General features: G+C 76.0%; 14 protein-coding genes. 5 read left to right on the top strand and 9 right to left on the bottom strand.

Translation table 11 applies throughout. From position 1 onward, the window contains the following. Positions 1 to 39: 39 nt before the first annotated feature. On the bottom strand, positions 40 to 750 hold the full coding sequence (locus ACWDRR_RS24910; protein ID WP_449774420.1) for a hypothetical protein: 711 nt from the start codon (positions 748 to 750) through the stop codon (positions 40 to 42). A gap of 102 nt (positions 751 to 852) precedes the next feature. After that, positions 853 to 3,114: an RICIN domain-containing protein gene (locus ACWDRR_RS24905; protein ID WP_449774419.1), complete on the bottom strand. Its 2,262-nt coding sequence runs from the start codon at positions 3,112 to 3,114 to the stop codon at positions 853 to 855. Positions 3,115 to 4,092: 978 nt separating this feature from the next. On the opposite strand from ACWDRR_RS24905, the gene ACWDRR_RS24900 reads away from it, so the two are divergent. After that, positions 4,093 to 5,478: an NAD(P)/FAD-dependent oxidoreductase gene (locus ACWDRR_RS24900; RefSeq protein WP_449774418.1), complete on the top strand. Its 1,386-nt coding sequence runs from the start codon at positions 4,093 to 4,095 to the stop codon at positions 5,476 to 5,478. A 36-nt stretch (positions 5,479 to 5,514) separates the two neighbouring features. Here ACWDRR_RS24900 and ACWDRR_RS24895 read toward each other — a convergent pair whose 3' ends face one another. The 3 genes from ACWDRR_RS24895 to ACWDRR_RS24885 form a co-directional block, all read right to left on the bottom strand. Further along, positions 5,515 to 6,105: an SMI1/KNR4 family protein gene (locus tag ACWDRR_RS24895; RefSeq protein ID WP_449774417.1), complete on the bottom strand. Its 591-nt coding sequence runs from the start codon at positions 6,103 to 6,105 to the stop codon at positions 5,515 to 5,517. A gap of 87 nt (positions 6,106 to 6,192) precedes the next feature. Then, complete coding sequence (locus ACWDRR_RS24890; RefSeq protein ID WP_449774416.1) at positions 6,193 to 6,615, bottom strand: hypothetical protein; 423 nt, start codon at positions 6,613 to 6,615, stop codon at positions 6,193 to 6,195. Between the two features lie 181 nt (positions 6,616 to 6,796). Beyond that, positions 6,797 to 7,576: a sigma 54 modulation/S30EA ribosomal C-terminal domain-containing protein gene (locus ACWDRR_RS24885; protein ID WP_449774415.1), complete on the bottom strand. Its 780-nt coding sequence runs from the start codon at positions 7,574 to 7,576 to the stop codon at positions 6,797 to 6,799. Between the two features lie 410 nt (positions 7,577 to 7,986). On the opposite strand from ACWDRR_RS24885, the gene ACWDRR_RS24880 reads away from it, so the two are divergent. Beyond that, positions 7,987 to 10,587, top strand: a complete 2,601-nt coding sequence (locus ACWDRR_RS24880; RefSeq protein ID WP_449774414.1) for a cytochrome P450 — start codon at positions 7,987 to 7,989, stop codon at positions 10,585 to 10,587. On the opposite strand, the gene ACWDRR_RS24875 is transcribed toward ACWDRR_RS24880, so the two are convergent. The 3 genes from ACWDRR_RS24875 to ACWDRR_RS24865 all read right to left on the bottom strand — a co-directional run bounded on the left by ACWDRR_RS24875 (position 10,565) and on the right by ACWDRR_RS24865 (position 11,908). Further along, positions 10,565 to 10,696: a DUF6126 family protein gene (locus tag ACWDRR_RS24875; protein WP_360628552.1), complete on the bottom strand. Its 132-nt coding sequence runs from the start codon at positions 10,694 to 10,696 to the stop codon at positions 10,565 to 10,567. The genes ACWDRR_RS24880 and ACWDRR_RS24875 overlap by 23 nt on opposite strands. 71 nt (positions 10,697 to 10,767) lie before the next feature. After that, entirely contained in the window at positions 10,768 to 11,142 is a 375-nt protein-coding gene (locus ACWDRR_RS24870) for an ArsR/SmtB family transcription factor (RefSeq protein ID WP_449774413.1), read from the bottom strand. Between the two features lie 310 nt (positions 11,143 to 11,452). After that, a complete protein-coding gene (locus ACWDRR_RS24865) occupies positions 11,453 to 11,908 on the bottom strand; it encodes a hypothetical protein (protein WP_449774412.1) in 456 nt (151 codons plus the stop codon). A gap of 326 nt (positions 11,909 to 12,234) precedes the next feature. On the opposite strand from ACWDRR_RS24865, the gene ACWDRR_RS24860 reads away from it, so the two are divergent. Next, positions 12,235 to 12,954, top strand: a complete 720-nt coding sequence (locus ACWDRR_RS24860) for a polysaccharide deacetylase family protein (RefSeq protein ID WP_449774411.1) — start codon at positions 12,235 to 12,237, stop codon at positions 12,952 to 12,954. A 9-nt stretch (positions 12,955 to 12,963) separates the two neighbouring features. Here ACWDRR_RS24860 and ACWDRR_RS24855 read toward each other — a convergent pair whose 3' ends face one another. After that, entirely contained in the window at positions 12,964 to 13,497 is a 534-nt protein-coding gene (locus tag ACWDRR_RS24855) for a CGNR zinc finger domain-containing protein (protein ID WP_449774410.1), read from the bottom strand. Positions 13,498 to 13,523: 26 nt separating this feature from the next. On the opposite strand from ACWDRR_RS24855, the gene ACWDRR_RS24850 reads away from it, so the two are divergent. Next, positions 13,524 to 14,015: a GNAT family N-acetyltransferase gene (locus ACWDRR_RS24850; protein ID WP_449774409.1), complete on the top strand. Its 492-nt coding sequence runs from the start codon at positions 13,524 to 13,526 to the stop codon at positions 14,013 to 14,015. Further along, the gene (locus ACWDRR_RS24845; protein WP_449774408.1) at positions 14,012 to 15,319 is read left to right on the top strand and encodes an MFS transporter; all 1,308 of its coding nucleotides are present in this window, start codon (positions 14,012 to 14,014) and stop codon (positions 15,317 to 15,319) included. The genes ACWDRR_RS24850 and ACWDRR_RS24845 overlap by 4 nt, the downstream gene beginning before the upstream one ends. Positions 15,320 to 15,362: the final 43 nt, after the last annotated feature.

Genomic DNA, 15,362 nt, shown 5'->3' with positions numbered 1-15,362 from the left:
CTGCAGTTCCGCCGACCTGCGGTTCCGCCGGCTCGCCGGTCAGCGCCGGCGGCCCCGGCGGCGGAGCCCGAAGCCGGTGGCGACCAGGACGACGGCGACGACGGCGGTGGCGACGGCCGCCCAGGTGGCCGTCGACGAGTCGTCGTTCTCGGCGGCCGTGCTCCGCGCCGACGTGACGCCCGGTCCGGCGGAGCCGGAGGCCGTCGGGGACGTCGGCGCGGGCGGCGCGGGCGGCGACACCGGCACGGGCGCGGACGTCGAGCCGGAGGTCCCGGTGGGTCCCACCGTCGGCCCCACCGTGGGCCCCGCCGTCGGCGCCGAGGTGGGCGTGGCGGCGGACGTCCCGGTGGGCGTGGGCAGCGTCGGGTCGGAGATGACGGCGGCCTCGATGTCGAGTTCACGCTCGCCGTGTCCCAGGGAGGGGAACGCGCAGTCGACGGCGATCCGCCAGTGGCCGGCCGGCAGCATCTCGCGGGTGGTGTACGACCCCGGGTGTCCGGGGACGGCGACCAGGCGCCAGGGGCCGGCCGAGCGGCCGTCGGCGGAGGTCGCGGCGAGCGTCCCGGCGAACTCCTCGGTGACGGGGTCGTGGTCGTTCTCCCAGGTGGCGACGGTGGTGACGTGCCCGTTGTCCTGGCCGACGACCTCCAGGTGGACGGTGTCGCCGTGGGCGGCGGCGGGCACCGCGGCGGGTACGAGGACGACCGCCCCCGCGATGGCGAGGGCGGCGGCGAACGGTCGGATGCGCATGGGGGCTTCCTGGTGGGGGTGGCCCGGGTGCGGCCGCCGCTGCTCAGCGGCGGCCGCACCCGGGCGGGTGGAACGAACGGGTACGGCGGGAGCGACCCGCCGTCAGCTGGTCTTCTGCAGCGTCCAGGACTGGTAGGCCTGGCCGTTGGGCTTCTGCAGTTCGAGCAGCCAACCACCGTAGTACCAGCGGTTGCTGACGCCCAGGACCAGGGTCGAACCATCGGCGCTCAGGGTGTACCCGCCACCCGACGGGGTGAGCCGCCACTTCTGCGCGGCCGCGCCGGAGCAGGGCTGCTGCGCGAGGTACTGGCCGGCCACCGGGTCGCCGCCCAGCTGGAGGCACTTGTCCGAGCGGGCGGACTTGATCCGCACGGCACCCGAACCGGCGTCCTCGAAGCTCCACTTCTGGTTGGCGTAGCCGGTGCGCTGGTAGGCGATGGCCACCGTGCCGTCGTTGAGCGAGCTGCCCCAGAGGTCGGCGGCCTGGCCGGTCAGCCCGTTCACCAGCGTGTAGCGGCCGCCGGGCTGCGGCTGGCCGCCGTCGGCGAGGGTGCGGAAGGTGGCGGCGCGGCCGGGCTTGGAGACGGCGCCCGCGCCGTCGCGGACCGCGACGGCGATGCTGTAGGAGGTGGCGGGCGCCAGCCGGACGAGGCCGACCACGGTGGAGCGGACGGTGCCGATGGTCTGGCCGTTCAGCAGCACGTCGTAGCCGGCGGCCGCCGGAACGGCCGGCCAGCTCAGCATGGCCGAGTTCTGGGTGATCTGACTGGCCGTCACATCAGGGCCGGTGGTTCCGGCCGTGGGCGTGGCGGTCGGGGTCGGCGTGGCGGTCCGGGTCGGCGAGCCGGTGGGCGACGGGGTCGTGGTCGCCGTCGGGCTCCCGGTCGGGGTCGGCGTCCCGGTCGGCGTGGCGGTCGGGCTCGGCGTGGTGGTGCGGGTCGGCGAGGCCGTCGCGGTGGCCGTGGGGCTCGGGTTGGGGTTCGGGCCGGTGCCGCCGCCCGCGATCAGGAACCGGTTGTTGGCGACGTTCCAGTGCGTGGCCAGGTAACTTCCGGCCGTGGGAGCGGTGTTGTAGTAGTCGTCGTGGTGGCAGTCGAGCCGGGCGTCACTGGCGTTGTCCGGGCAGACCGTCTTCATCGCGGGGTAGTACGGGGTGTCCGAGTAGCACATCAGGTCCCACTCGTCGACGCAGTGGCCACCCTTGCTGGAGTTGGGCGCGCTGTTGCTCACCGCGCCCAGGTTGTGGCCGAGTTCGTGCGCCGCGGTGTGGCCGCCCCAGCAGCCCGAGTCGGTCCGGCCGTACGACGGGCCGAAGTTGCTCTGGTTGTCCTGCCCGGGCCGCTCGTCGCCCGCGAAGGTGCCGATGCCGCAGTAGACCTTGGCATCGGTGAACATCATGTACTTGCGGTCCTTGCGGTTGAACCCCTGCGCGGCCAGCGCGCGGTTGCTCGCGTTGAAGTCCTGCATCTCGGAGTCCGAGATCTGCACGTTCAACACCGAAGCGGTGCAGTCGGGTTCGGTGACGAAGCGGACGTGCCGCACGCCGCCGGTCTCCTGTGCGCTGGCGTTGTAGATGACGTCGACGTCCGCGGCCCACTTCTTGAACGAGGCCAGGTACTGGGCGAACCGGTCGTTGCCGGGGCCGTGGACGTACACCACCTGGACCCGGTTTCCGGCGCTGCCGTCGCCCTCGCAGACGACCGCGGGGCCGCCGGCGGCCGCGGCCGGCTGGGGGGCCGGCGCTCCGGCGGCGGCACCCGCGTCACCCAGGAGGGCCTTCTGCCCCGCGTCCAGGACCGGCGCCGCTCCCTTCAACAGATCTGCCGCGGACGGCGGTTGGGCGTTCGGTGCCGGGGTGAGCACCGGCGGCTGGGCGGCCGCGGCGGCCACCGGCGGGACGTCCTTGCGGATGTCCACGTCCTTGGGCGGCGCGTCCGGACCGTGGCTGCACAGCTCCCCGCCCGGCACCTCCAGCGAACCGGCGCACCGGTCGCCGGACGGCAGGGTCAGACCGGCGTAGACCAGACCGCGCTCCGGCTGGTCCTTGGGTATCTCGTTCAGCGGCGTGGCCTTCTTCTCCCGCTGCGGGGCGGGCGCCTTGGTGGCCCCCTCGGCGGTGCCGGTCTCCCCCGGCCCGCCGTCCCCGGCCACCACTCCGGCCGTGCCCGCCTCCGCCCGGTCGGCCGAACTGTCCACCGCCGCCGCCGCGGTGCGGTCCGCGGCCGGTTCCATCGCGGTCTGGATCCCCAGTGCGCCCGCGACCAGCCCGGCCACGACTGCCGCGGCCAGGAGCGCCGTCCGGCGCCCCGACCTGCCGCGCCGCCGGCGGTCCGTACTCCGGTGCTCGCTGCTCCGGTGTCCCATCGCGTTCGTCTCCTCTCCTCGGTGTGACGGCCCGCCCGCCGCTCGACGCGACGTGCGGACCTTCCGACACCAGGGAGACCGGACCCGACCGGTCGGGATAACAGAAACCTCCTTTCGAAATTCGCGCAGGTCTGCGACAGCGTCTCCGACGGCCCGGCGAGCGGGTCCACGCAGCCGGTCCACCACCCCTGCGACACGGCGAACGGACCGACCCGGCCCGGCAGTCGGACCGCCCGGGCCGACGGTCACCGGTACACGAAAGACCCCGTTCCGGCCTGGTCCGACCGGTCCCTCCGCCGTCCCGCACGGCGCTCGGCCGGGGCTCGCTGGTCACCCGTGCGAGGGAAAGAACGATGGTTGCCCTTTGAACAGTTGCGGCTGCTGAGCACAATGGGCTACCCGGTCACCGACCGGGGACCGCCGGCCGGTGACCGATGGGTCCGAGACCGGCCGTCGACGGCCGACGAGCGAAGGGTGGAGCATGGAGCCGGGCTCACTGAGCTCCGGCCGGGAGCGCGAACCCGGCGGCGGACCGCCGCCCCGCGCTCCGGCCTTCCTCCCGGCTGCCCCGCTCCGCACTCCCCTCGACCGCACCGACCGCGCACCCCTCGACCGCACGGACCGCGGGGCCCTCGACCGCACCGACCGCGGGGCCCTCGACCGCACCGACCGCGGGGCCCGGAGGCGGCCGGCCCCCGGTCCGGGCGTTCACCCGCGGGCCGATCCGCTCCACCCGCGCTCTCGTCCCCCGGACGGCCACCGCCGCCCGCAACCGCACGGAGGCACCTCGATGATCCCCCGGCCGCCCGGCGCGCTCCCGCTCGTGGGGCACCCGGCGCCGCTCCCGCGCGACCCGCTGGCCGCACCGTGCTCCCCGCCCCACCGCGACCTCCTCCCGGCCCGCCCGGGCCCGGCGCGGCCGCACCCGGCCCGGCGCCGTGGCCCCGACCGCACCGCCGACCGCACCGCCGGAGCGCGGTGAGCACCGCCCTCGTGCTCGGCGGCGGCCTGGCGGGGCTGCTGGCCGCCGCGGCCCTGGAACCGCACGCCCGCCACGTCACCGTCGTCGAACAGGACACCCTCCCCGACGGGCCGCGCCCGCGCCGGGGCCTCCCGCAGGGCGACTTCAGCCACATCCTGCTCGGCGGCGGCGCCGACGCCCTGGACGTACTCCTCCCGGGAACCGTCGACGCGTTGCTCGCCGCCGGAGCGCACCGCCGGCCGATGCCCTCCGGTCTGCTGATGCGCCTGGGCCCGGGCTGGCTCCAGGCCTTCGAGTCGACCGCCTACCTGATCGCCTGCAGCCGGCACCTGCTCGACCACACCGTCCGGCAGCGGCTGCGCGGCCGCGCCACCGTCACGATCCGCGAGGGCACCTCCGTCCTCGGCCTGACCGGCGACGCGGCCCAGGTCCGCGGGGCGCTGGTCGAGAACCCGGACGGATCGCGCGAGAGCCTCCCGGCCGACCTCGTCGTGGACGCGACCGGCCGCCGCTCGCAGGCCCCGCGTTGGCTGCGCGCGCTGGGCTCCGACGGTCCGCGCGAGGTGACCGTGGACTCCGGACTCGCCTACGCCGCCCGCCTGTTCGACGCACCGTGCGGCAACCAGGGCTTCCCGGTCGTCAGCATCGTGCCCGTCCCGGGCCGCCGCACGCCCGGGCGGGGCGCCACCGTCGTCCCCATCGAGAACGACCGCTGGATCATCACCCTCTCCGGCACCCGGGCCGGCGAACCCTCCCGCACCGAGGCGGAGTTCCACACCTTCCTGAAGGGTCTCGCCCACCCGGTCGTCCACGACCTCGCCCGCACCGCCCGCCCCATCGGTCCGATCCGCACCTGTCACGGCACCCTGAACCGCCGCCGCTGCTACGAGAACGGCACCCCGGCGGGCTTCGCCGCCACCGGCGACGCGCTGGCCGCCCTCAACCCGGTGTACGGGCACGGCATGGCGGTCGCCGCCAAGTCCGCCGTCGCCATCCGGACCACCCTCGACGCCGAAGGCCTCCACCCGCACGTCAGCGCCGCCGTCCAGCAGCGGATCGCCCGCACCGTCGACACCCCCTGGAACATGGCCGAGGACCAGGACCGGGGCTTCCCCGGTGTCCGGTCGAACGAGTCGCCCACCCACCGGCCCACCGGCCGGGTCGCCCGCTGGTACACCGAACGGCTGCTGCGCGCGGCCCTCACCGACCCCGCCGCCTCGGCGGCCTACTTCGACGTCTTCTCCCTCGCCGCCCCCACCAGCCGGCTGACCGCGCCCGCCGTGGCCCTCGCCGCGCTGCGCCCCCGCCGGTCGGACCCGCCGACCGTCAGCCAGGCGATCGCCCGGTTCCCCCGGGTGGCCGAACTGACCGGTCCCTACTGAGCATCCGCCCCGAGGCGCCCGCGGGCCGGTCCGGCGTCACTCCGACCACCACGGCAGGCCGGCCGCCCAGCGTCCGACCCACCCCGCGAAGCCCGGCTCCCCCGCCAGCTCGCCGTGCGGGGTGCCGAAGGGGACGGCGGCGTCCTCGGTGATCAGCCAGACCCCGCCGCGCCCGGGGCCCGAGACCACCAGGTGCCAGTACATGCCGCAGCCGTCCGTGCCCAGCACGATCGAGCCGTGGTGGAAGACCGGCTCCAGCAGCGCGTCGAGCTCCTCCTCGGAGCGCGGATCGTCCTCCCAGTGCCAGGCGGCGGTCAGCGGGAACGGCTCCGCCGGCACCTGCGGCGGCCGGCCGGCACCCCAGTCGGCCGGCAGCTCGGCGACCGGTATCAGCCCGTAGTACGGCGGGCCGTCCGGGAAGCCGTCGCAGATCTCGGCCACGACCGTCCGGTACGGCTCGGGCAGCACGATGCTGTGCTCGGCCTCGAAGGCGTGCACCGCCTCCCAGCCGAGCGGCGGCGTCCACCGGACGGGCCCGGCCCGGTCGCCGACGGGATCGGCGGCCGGGCGGGCCGCGAAGGCGGCACGCAGCAGGGCGAGGTCCTCGGGCGAGGCGTGGTCCGTCATGCCGTCATGAGTACCAGAGGGGTACGACACCACCGGGGCCGGGCCGCGACGGGCCGGTGCGGGCGGCCCGGGGCGCCCGAGGGCGGCTCAGGCCGCGACGCCCAGGCTCCCGGCGCCGTGGCGGTGGACGCCGTGCGCGTGCATGGTGGCGAGGGAGGCCGCCAGGCGGTCCGGCTCGCCCGCCAGCCAGAGGCGCAGCGCCGCGGCGAGCGCGGCGCTGGCGGGGCCGACCCGCAGCCCGACGGCACGGGTGACCCGCTCGCCGACCAGCGGGAGGAGGTCGGCGACCGGCACGGGCAGCCAGAGGGTGACGGCGCAGGGAGCGGGCCGGGCGAGGACGCGGAGCAGGCCCAGCGCGCCCGCGTCGCCGTGCAGGGCGGGGATGACGTCCAGCAGGCCGTCCACCGCGACCTCCGACACGTCGCTGCCGTGGCCGCGCGCCAGTGCGCGCAGCAGGGCCCGCTCGGCCGCGGAGATCCGGACGGTCAGCATGACTTCTTCGCAGTCCATGGTCCCAGTTCCCGTCTTGCGCTAGGGGGTGTGCCGGTCGGTCGGGTGCTCGTCTGCTCGTCACTGGTGCGGGGCGGTGCCGTGCCGGGCGGTGCTGGGCGGTGCCGTGCCGGGCGGGCCGGCCGGGTGCCGACCCGGGGGGGGTCGGCCCGGTCGGCCGGTGCCGATCGATACCTGCCCCTCAGCGGGCCTCCACTACCGGCGTGATCAAGCCGTAGTGACCGTCGTAGCGGCGGTAGAGGACCCGGCCGCGCGCGTCGCCGGGATCGGTGTGGAAGACGAACGGCCAACAGGTGAGCCAGAGCCGGCGGGCCGCCTCGGCCGGGTCCAGCCGGGGCGCGGGGTGCAGGCTCTCCGTCAGGGGGAGCCCGGCGGAGCCGAAGCGCGCGGTGGAGTGGGCACGCACCAGCCGGAGGCCGCCGGTCGCGGCGCCGCGGTGGACGACGCTGTCCTGGCCGGTGAGCGCGTCGGTGAAGAGGTGGAACCGGTGGTCCAGGGCCAGCATCGCGCGGGCGGCCTCGTCCGGGGTGCAGCGGTCCGGCGTGACCGATTTCCGCCGGACGATCTGCCGTTCGGCCAACGGGCGCGGCGCGTACTGCGGCCGGTAGGCGCTCTCGTACACGGCGGCGAGCCCGATGTCCCCCTGCTCGCGCAGCCGTGCGGCGCGGCCGGCCAGGGTGCCGAGCGCGAGGTCCACCGCCTCGACCCCGGCCGCGGCGGCCAGCTGCACCCGGACCGGACCGGTGCCCGCCAGCTCGATCGCGGCCTGCGCCACCACCGGCCGGGTGAGCGAGCGGTGGCGCAGACGGGTGAGCCGGACCCGGGCCGCGTGCGCGCCCGGGCCGAGGGCCGTGCTCAGCTCCAGCGCCCGGGCCCGCGCGTACTCGGCGTCCGCGCGGGGCAGTTCGCCGCGGATCTCCACCCGCACGTCGGGGGCCGGCCGGTGGTGCAGACGGGTCATCAGGGTCCTCCTCGGTTACGGACCCATGCTGGACCGGTCGGGCCCCTCCGGCCGAGGGCCGAAAGACCTTGTCAGAGAGGCAAGGCCGGGTCCCGCGCGGCCCGGGCCCGCGCACCCCGCGGCCCCACCGGCCGGCCTCGCCACGGCCCCGTTCACCCGCGAATGCCCCGCCCCGGTCCCGCCCCGGTCCCGCCTCGGTCCCGCCCCGGTCCCGCCCCGTGCGCTCGACCGATGGAGTGATCCGCCGCGGTACGGCGCAACGCCCCGCCGGACCGGCGCGTTTCCCATGACGTGCGCCCTCTGGCAGTGGTGCGCGCGGGGTCCGCGCCGGCGGAGCCCTCGGTTCCCCCCGGTCGCGGCGACGACTCCGGCGGTGCGCCGCGCCGGTCCATCTGGTGAGAGGTGATGTCATGGTCCTGACGACCGAGACGCGTAGACCGACCGTTCCCTGCAGAAGCACCCCACGGAGAACCCCCTCGGCCCCTCCCCCGCTCGCGCCGGGCGCGCTCCCCGGCCTCGGCCACGCGCCCGCGCTGCTGCGCGATCCGCTCGGCTTCCTCGGCTCGCTCTCCCGGCACGGCGGCGTGGTGCGGATCCGGCTCGGTCCGCGCACCGTCTGCGTCGTCACCGACGCCGGCCTGGTACACACCCTGCTGGTCGCGCTCGCCCACGACTGCCCGCGCGGCGCCGTCCAGGACACCCTCAAGACGGCGTTCGGCGACGGCCTGCTGATGTCCGAGGGCCAGGCGCACCGCGACCGCCGCCGGATCGTCCAGCCCGCCTTCGGCCCGGAGCGGACGGGCGAGTACCTCGCGGTGATGCACCAGGTCGCCGAGGAGCGGGCCGGGAGCTGGCGGTCGGGCCAAGTCCTCGACGTCGCGAAGGAGATGAACCACCTCGCGCTCGAGATCGTCACCCGCACGCTGTTCGACGCCCGGCTGAGCGAGGACGCCACGCTCGCCTTCCACCGGGCGCTGCCCGACATGGTGAAGGGCCAGATCGTCCAGTCGCTGTACCCGCACCCGGCGCTCGCCCGGCTGCCGCTGCCGGTCAACCGGCGCTTCGACGCGGCCGTCCGGGTGCTGAACCAGGTCGTCGACCAGGCGGTCAACGGCGGTGCCCGGTCCGGCGGTTCACCCGAGGGCGGCTGTCCGTTCGGCGGTACCGCCGCCGGCGGCCGGCCCTCCGGCGAGCCGGACCGCACCCTGCCCGCGCTGCTGCGCGCCGCCGTCGACCCCGCCACCGGCCGGCCGCTCACCGAGGCGGACGTGCGCTCCGAGGCGGTCACCATGTTCGGCGCGGGCACCGAGACCGTCTCCACCACGCTCACCTGGCTGATCGACGAACTGCTGCGGCACCCCCGGGTGGAGGCCCGCGTCCTGGCGGAGCTGGACGAGCACCTCCCGGCGGGCACCGTGCCCACCCCCGAGGCGCTCGCCCGGCTGACCTACACCCGCAGCGTCACCCAGGAGGTGGTCCGGCTGCACGCGCCGAACGCCTTCCTGATGCGGACGGCGAGCGTGCCGGTCGACCTCGGCCAGTACCGCATCCCGGCCGGCACCGAGCTGCTGTACAGCCTCACCGCGCTGCACCGCGACCCGCTGCTCCACCCGGAGCCGCTGCGCTTCCACCCCGGCCGCTGGCACGAGGGCGGCGCGGCGGCGGTAGCCGGGCGGCAGGCGTTCCTGCCGTTCGGCGCCGGCAAGCACAAGTGCATCGGCGAGGCCTTCGCCTGGGCGGAGCTGACCGTGGCCGCCGCCGCGATCCTGCGCCGCTGGCGGCCGACGGCGGTGGCCGGCTCCCGGGCCCGCGAGGTGGTCTGGACCACCGTCCAGGCCCAGGACCTGCGCGTCCGCCTCGCCCCGCGCACCGCCGACCCCCGCACCGACACCCCGCGCACCAACGGCCCACGCACCGACAGCACGCCCCGCACCGACAGCGCGCACCGCACCGACACCCCGCGCACCGACAGCGCGCCCCGCACCGACAGCGCCCCGGACCGGCCGGCCGCGCGGCCGCAACGGCGCGAGGCCGGCCCGGCCACGGCGCTCCCCCGGCCGGCGCCGCCCACGCACCCGGCCGCCCGGCCGCCCGCCACCACCGGGCTCCGCCGGCCCGGCGAACTGCGCGCGTCCACCGCCCGGCACGCCGACTGGGTACTCGGCCACGGTCTGCTCACCCCGGCCGGCCTGCCGCGCTACCAGGCCTACGCGCTCCCCGAGCTGATCGGCCACGCCTACCCCCGGGCCCGCGGCGCCGAACTCGACCTGCTCGTCGACGTCCTGGGCTGGTTCACCATCCTCGACGACCGCTTCGACGGCCCGCCCGGCCGCCGGCCGGACCGGGCCCGCGCCCTGGTCGACCCGCTGCTCGCCGTCCTCGCCGGCACCGCCCCCGCGGCCGCCCCCGACGACGACCGGCTCCTGCACGCCTGGCGGGAGTTGTGGCTGCGGCAGAACGACGGCAGGTCGCCCGCCTGGCGCGCGCGCAGCGCCGTCGAGTGGCGGGCCTGCCTGGACACCTTCCTCGCCGAGTCGGCCCACCGGTCCCGGGGCACCTTCCCCGGCCTCCCCGAGACGATGCGGCTGCGCCGCCATGCCAGTTGCCTCTACCCGTTCATGAACATACTGGAGCGGGTCCACGGCGCCGACGCGCCCGCCCGGCTGCACGCCGAGCCCGAACTGCACCGCCTGCGCGCGCACACGGCCGACGCCGCGACGCTGATCAACGACCTGTACTCGCTGGAGCGGGAGGAACGCCAGCCGGCCGCCGCCTTCAACACCGTGCTGACCCTGCAGCGCGTGCGCGGCTGCACCCGCCGCCAGGCGGTGCTGTCGGTCCGCGCCCGGGTCGCCCGCCTGCGGGAGGAGAGCGAGGCGCTGCGCCGCCGCCTGCTGCGCCGCCACCCCGCCGGTCACTGGTACCTGGACGGCACCCGGGAGCTGGTCGACGGCGTCTACGCGTGGACCAGCACCAGCCGCCGCTACCTCAGTGACGGTCGCCGAGGGTGAACAGCAGCAGCACGAAGCCGGCGAACAGGTGCGTGGCGAAGATATAGATGCCCGCGCGGATCAGCATGGCCTTGCGCCTGCTCTTCTCGTCGCTGGTGCCGCTGGCCATGGCCGGGTTCTCCTCGGGTCGGGGGCCGGGTGGGTGCTCGCTCCGCCGGACGGCGCCGGACCGCCCGGCGCTCATCCGCTCCGCACGCGTTCGGCGTGGGGGCCGGGCTCCTCGGGAGCGCCCGGCCCCCGCAGCTCCGTCAGCAGCGCGCCCTGGTCGGTGATCAGGTCGGTGAGGATGCGCCGGGCGGCGCGCAGCAGTTCGGCGACGTCCGGCGTACTCAGCGCGTACACCACGGTGTTGCCCTCGCGGGTGGCCACGACCAGCTGGGTGCGGCGCAGCACCGCGAGCTGCTGGGAGAGGTTGGACGGCTCGATCTCGATCTCGGCCAGCAGCTCGCGCACCGGCCGCGGCCCGTCCTGGAGCAGCTCCAGCACCCTGATCCGGACGGGGTGCCCGAGGGTGCGGAAGAACTCCGCCTTGGCCTGGTACAGCGGGACCGCCATCGTCCGCTCGCTCCCTGGTGCTCGGTGGTGCCGTTCCGCACGGCCGTACTCGCCCGGCGCGGGGCGGTGGTCCCGTCGGCCGCCGGGGCCGCCAAGCATCATCCTGGCAGATGAAGAATTCTTCAAGTCGTCATCGCATCGAGGGACCGGCACCACCCGGCCCCCGGCACGTACGCCCTCACCCGCCTCCGCGCACCGCCCCCGCGGCGGTCCCCGCGATCCCCGGCCGTCCCGCCTTCACCGGGAGGCGAACGGGGCTGGGCCCGGGGGTCTCCCGACCCCCGGGCCCAGCCTGGTCATCGAGCAGCCGTCAACAGGCGACGACGACGTCCACGGTGACCGGAGCCGGGTTCCACGGGTACGACGCCACGCTGAAGCTGCCGTGGACGGTGGAGCCGCACGGCACCGTGCCGCCGACGCCACGGACCTGCACCGTGCTGGCGGTGAACAGCGTGCGCCCGCTGGACGAGCCGAGCGACGCGCCGCCCACGACCTCGCCCGAGAGCCCGGTCAGGAGCTCCTTGGTCTGCGGGGCCGGACCACCCGGGCTCGGCGGACCGGCCAGGCTGACCTGCCCGTACAGCTGCACGCCGGCACCGGTGACCTCGGCGCACACCTTGGTCTGCAGGCCGGCCTGCAGCCCGGAGGCACCGCAGGTGGTGGTGGTCGCGGTGGTGGTCGTGGTGGCGGCACCGGCCTGGGCCGGGACGGCCAGCAGGGTCGCCGCGCCGGCGACCCCCGCAGCGAGCAGAGCGATTCGGTTCATTCGACTCTCCGTTTCCTCAAGACATCGTCTTACTCACATGTGACATTTCACATGTGGCATGCCTTTACCCTGGCAGGTGATTCGAATGTCAGGGTGAAGATCCACAGCAGAAAACATGAACAGACCGGAAATCGATCTTCGATGGCGTGATCTCGGCCGCCCTGCCCGGAGAGCCCGAACGGCCCGCCCGGCACGGCCGGCCGCCCTGCCCGGCCAGCTGCCCGCGACCCTCCGACGCTCCGTTCGACCGGCCCACCGCCGGGGCCGGGACACCCGGACGGCGGTGCGGCGCGTGCCGTCGTCCGGGCCCGGCGCGTTGGACGGGCGTGAAGCCCCTCCGCACGACCGTCGCCGCCGTGGCCGCCGCCATCGCCCTCACGGCGGCGGGCCCCGCCGCCCCCGCACCGCTGCTCGGTACGGAGGTGCGCCTGATCCCGACCGGGGAGCGGGTCGTGGCCCTGACCTTCAACGCCGCCTGGGACGAGACCGGTCTGGACGCCGTGCTGACCACCCTGCGCGAGCGCGCGGCACCGGCCACCTTCTTCCCCACCGGTCAGTACGCGGAACAACACCCGGACGCGGTACGGGCGATGGCCGGCGCCGGGCACGGGCTCGGCAACCACTCGTACAGCCACCCGCTGTTCACCGGGCTCGACGCCCGGCAGGCCCGGGCCGAGGTGCTGCGCGCCGACCGCGCGATCCGCGGCGCCGCCGGCACCGACCCCCTGCCGTTCTTCCGCTTCCCCTACGGCGAGACGACGCCGCAGCGCATCGCCGACGTCAACGAACTCGGCTTCGCCGACATCGAGTTCACCACCGACACCAACGGCTACCTCGGCGCCGCCGGCGGGATGACCACCGCCGAGGCCGTGGACCGCGCCCTCGACGCCCTCACCCCCGGCGCCATCCTCCAACTCCACGTCGGCACACCGGACGAGGGCCCCGATCCCCGCTGCCTGGACGCCGAGGCGCTCCCCCTGATCATCGACGCCGTCCGCGGCCGCGGCTACCGCATCCTGGACCTGCGCACCCTGCTGGACGGTTGAGGTGACGCCTCACCGGGGGCGGCCGGCGGCCTGGCCCGCGCGGTGCCGGCGGACCGCGTCACGGTTGGCGCAGCGCTGGGAGCAGTAGCGCTGACGCCCGGTCCGGGTGGTGTCGGCGAAGATCGTGGTGCACTCGGCCACGGCGCAGCGCCCCAACCGGTGCATGCCCCGCCCCACCAGGTGCAGGGCGGTCCCGACCGCGATCAGGGAGGCCAGCAGCGCACCGAGCGACTGCCGGTCGTCGCGGTAGTGCAGGTGCCAGCCGTCGCCGGAGTGGTCGGTCAGCCGGGGGTGGGAGGAGGCGGCCGCCAGCATCCGGTTGAGCAGGTCGGCGCGCTCCCGCCCGTCGGTGGCGTCGACCACCGCCTCCCAGGCGTCCAGGGCGGTGGCGGTGCGCCGGAGGTCCTGGGTCGCGGCCGGACGCTCCACGACCAACCCGGCGGCGCGGCAGCGGGTGGCGAGCTCCTCGGCGCTCTCCGGCCGGTGGTTGGCGAGCGCTGCGGCCAGGTTCACGGCGTCCTCGCCGTAAGGGTTGAGATGCATAAGACCATGACATCACTCTGGTCGGCATGAGTCATCACACGAAGCCCCGCCCCGGGGTACGACAGGCAGTGGAGCACGACATCGCGGAGCTGGTCCGCCTCCGGGCGCTCCTGTTCGAGACCCTCGGCGGGGAGTACTTCCAACCGGCGGCCGGCGACGACGGGTGGCGGACCGCGCTCACCTCGACCCTGACGGACCGACTGACCTCGGACACCCTGCGGATCCTGGTCGTGGACGGCGCGGACGGCCTCGCCGCCTGCGGCATCGGCTCCGTCGAGCAGCGGCTGCCCGGACCTCATCTGCGCAACGGCCGGGTCGGCCTGGTGATCGGCGTGGTCACCGCCCCGGCGTACCGGCGGCGCGGGCACAGCCGCGCGATCATGCGGGGCCTGCTCGACTGGTTCCGGGAGCGCGAGGTGGCCCGGGTGGACCTCTACGCCTCCGACGAGGGCGAGCCGCTCTACCGTGAACTCGGCTTCGTCGACCACCCCGACCCGGCGCTGTACCTGCGCCCGTGACGGGCGCGCCGTCGGCCCGGAGCGCCCCGACCGCCACCGCGCCCCGGGCACCGGTGCCCGGGGCGCGGTACCGGTGGGTGGTGCTCGGCACGGCCACCTTCACCCAGGCCACCACCTGCTTCTTCGTGCAGGGCATCGGGGCGCTCGGCGTCGTCCTGCGCCGGGAGCTGGACCTGAGTGCCACTCAGCTCGGACTCCTGCTCTCCGCGGCCCAGTTGGTGCCGCTGCTCGGGTTGCCGGTGGCCGGCGAGCTGCTGGACCGCTTCGACGAGCGCCGGGTCGTCGGCGTCGGCGCCGGTGTGGTCGCCGCGGGGCTGGCCCTCGGCGGCCTCGCACCGGGCTACGTCTCCCTGCTCCTCGCCCTGCTGCTCGTCGGCGCGGGCTACAGCACCGCGCAGCCCGGCGGGAGCGCGGCGGTGGCGTCCTGGTTCGACACGCCCCGGCGCGGCCTCGCGATGGGCGTTCGGCAGGCGGGTCTGCCGCTCGGCGGGGCCCTCGCCGCGGCCGTCCTGCCCCTCCTCGCCGAGGCGTTCGGCCGGCGGGTGGCGCTCCTGACCGGCTCGCTCGTCGCACTGTCGGGCGCGATCGCCTTCGTGGCCCTCTACCGCCGGCCCCCCGTACCGGCCCGGCGGGACGACGCGCCGCCCCCGGCGGCCGAGGCGCGGCGCGGCCCGCGGCCCGGCGGCCGGCTGCGGATGCTCCGCTCGCCGTCCATGGTGCGGATCGCGCTGTCCGGGGCGGGCCTGGTCTCGGTGCAGTGCGGCATCGGCGTGCTCACCGTGCTGTACCTCCACGACACCACGTCACTCGACACCGGCCGGGCAGCGGTCGTCCTCGCGGTGGCCCAGGGCGCGGGCGTGGCCGGCCGGATCGGCCTGGCGGCCTGGAGCGACCGCCGCCCGGCCGGACGCCGGAGCGTGGTGGTGACCTGCATGGTCGCCGCGATCGCGGGGATGGCGCTGTTGCTGACACCCCTGGCGCACGCACCGGTGGCGGCCGGTCTGCTCTTCGGCTGGCTGGGGTTCTTCGGCATCGGGTGGTACGGGCCCTGGGTCGCCCACGTCGTCGAGTCGGCACCGCCGGGCAGGACGGGGATCACCCTCGGCCTGGCCATGGCCACCAATCAGGTCGCCGTCGTGCTGGTCCCACCCGCGCTCGGCCTGATCACGGACGTGACGCACGGCTTCGCACCGGCCTGGGGGTTCCTGATCGCGCTGACCGCCTTCGCGCTGGCCGCGACCGCCCTTGCGGGGCACCGCGACCGGCGGGCGGCCGCCGCCGGCCGCCCGGGCGGGCCCCGCTGACACCCGCCGACGGCGACCGGCCGGCCCGACGAGCGCCGCCTCA

The organism is Kitasatospora sp. NPDC003701 (genome assembly GCF_053587085.1).
Note: the sequence above shows the minus strand (reverse complement) of the source record. Positions and strands in the feature narration are given on the sequence as shown.

Coding starts and splice junctions, on each gene's coding strand:
- ACWDRR_RS24910 (WP_449774420.1), bottom strand. CDS start 750: ATGCGCATCCGACCGTTCGCCGCCGCCCTCGCCATCGCGGGGGCGGTC.
- ACWDRR_RS24905 (WP_449774419.1), bottom strand. CDS start 3,114: ATGGGACACCGGAGCAGCGAGCACCGGAGTACGGACCGCCGGCGGCGC.
- ACWDRR_RS24895 (WP_449774417.1), bottom strand. CDS start 6,105: ATGACGGACCACGCCTCGCCCGAGGACCTCGCCCTGCTGCGTGCCGCC.
- ACWDRR_RS24890 (WP_449774416.1), bottom strand. CDS start 6,615: ATGGACTGCGAAGAAGTCATGCTGACCGTCCGGATCTCCGCGGCCGAG.
- ACWDRR_RS24885 (WP_449774415.1), bottom strand. CDS start 7,576: ATGACCCGTCTGCACCACCGGCCGGCCCCCGACGTGCGGGTGGAGATC.
- ACWDRR_RS24880 (WP_449774414.1), top strand. CDS start 7,987: ATGGTCCTGACGACCGAGACGCGTAGACCGACCGTTCCCTGCAGAAGC.
- ACWDRR_RS24875 (WP_360628552.1), bottom strand. CDS start 10,696: ATGGCCAGCGGCACCAGCGACGAGAAGAGCAGGCGCAAGGCCATGCTG.
- ACWDRR_RS24870 (WP_449774413.1), bottom strand. CDS start 11,142: ATGGCGGTCCCGCTGTACCAGGCCAAGGCGGAGTTCTTCCGCACCCTC.
- ACWDRR_RS24865 (WP_449774412.1), bottom strand. CDS start 11,908: ATGAACCGAATCGCTCTGCTCGCTGCGGGGGTCGCCGGCGCGGCGACC.
- ACWDRR_RS24855 (WP_449774410.1), bottom strand. CDS start 13,497: ATGCATCTCAACCCTTACGGCGAGGACGCCGTGAACCTGGCCGCAGCG.
- ACWDRR_RS24850 (WP_449774409.1), top strand. CDS start 13,524: ATGAGTCATCACACGAAGCCCCGCCCCGGGGTACGACAGGCAGTGGAG.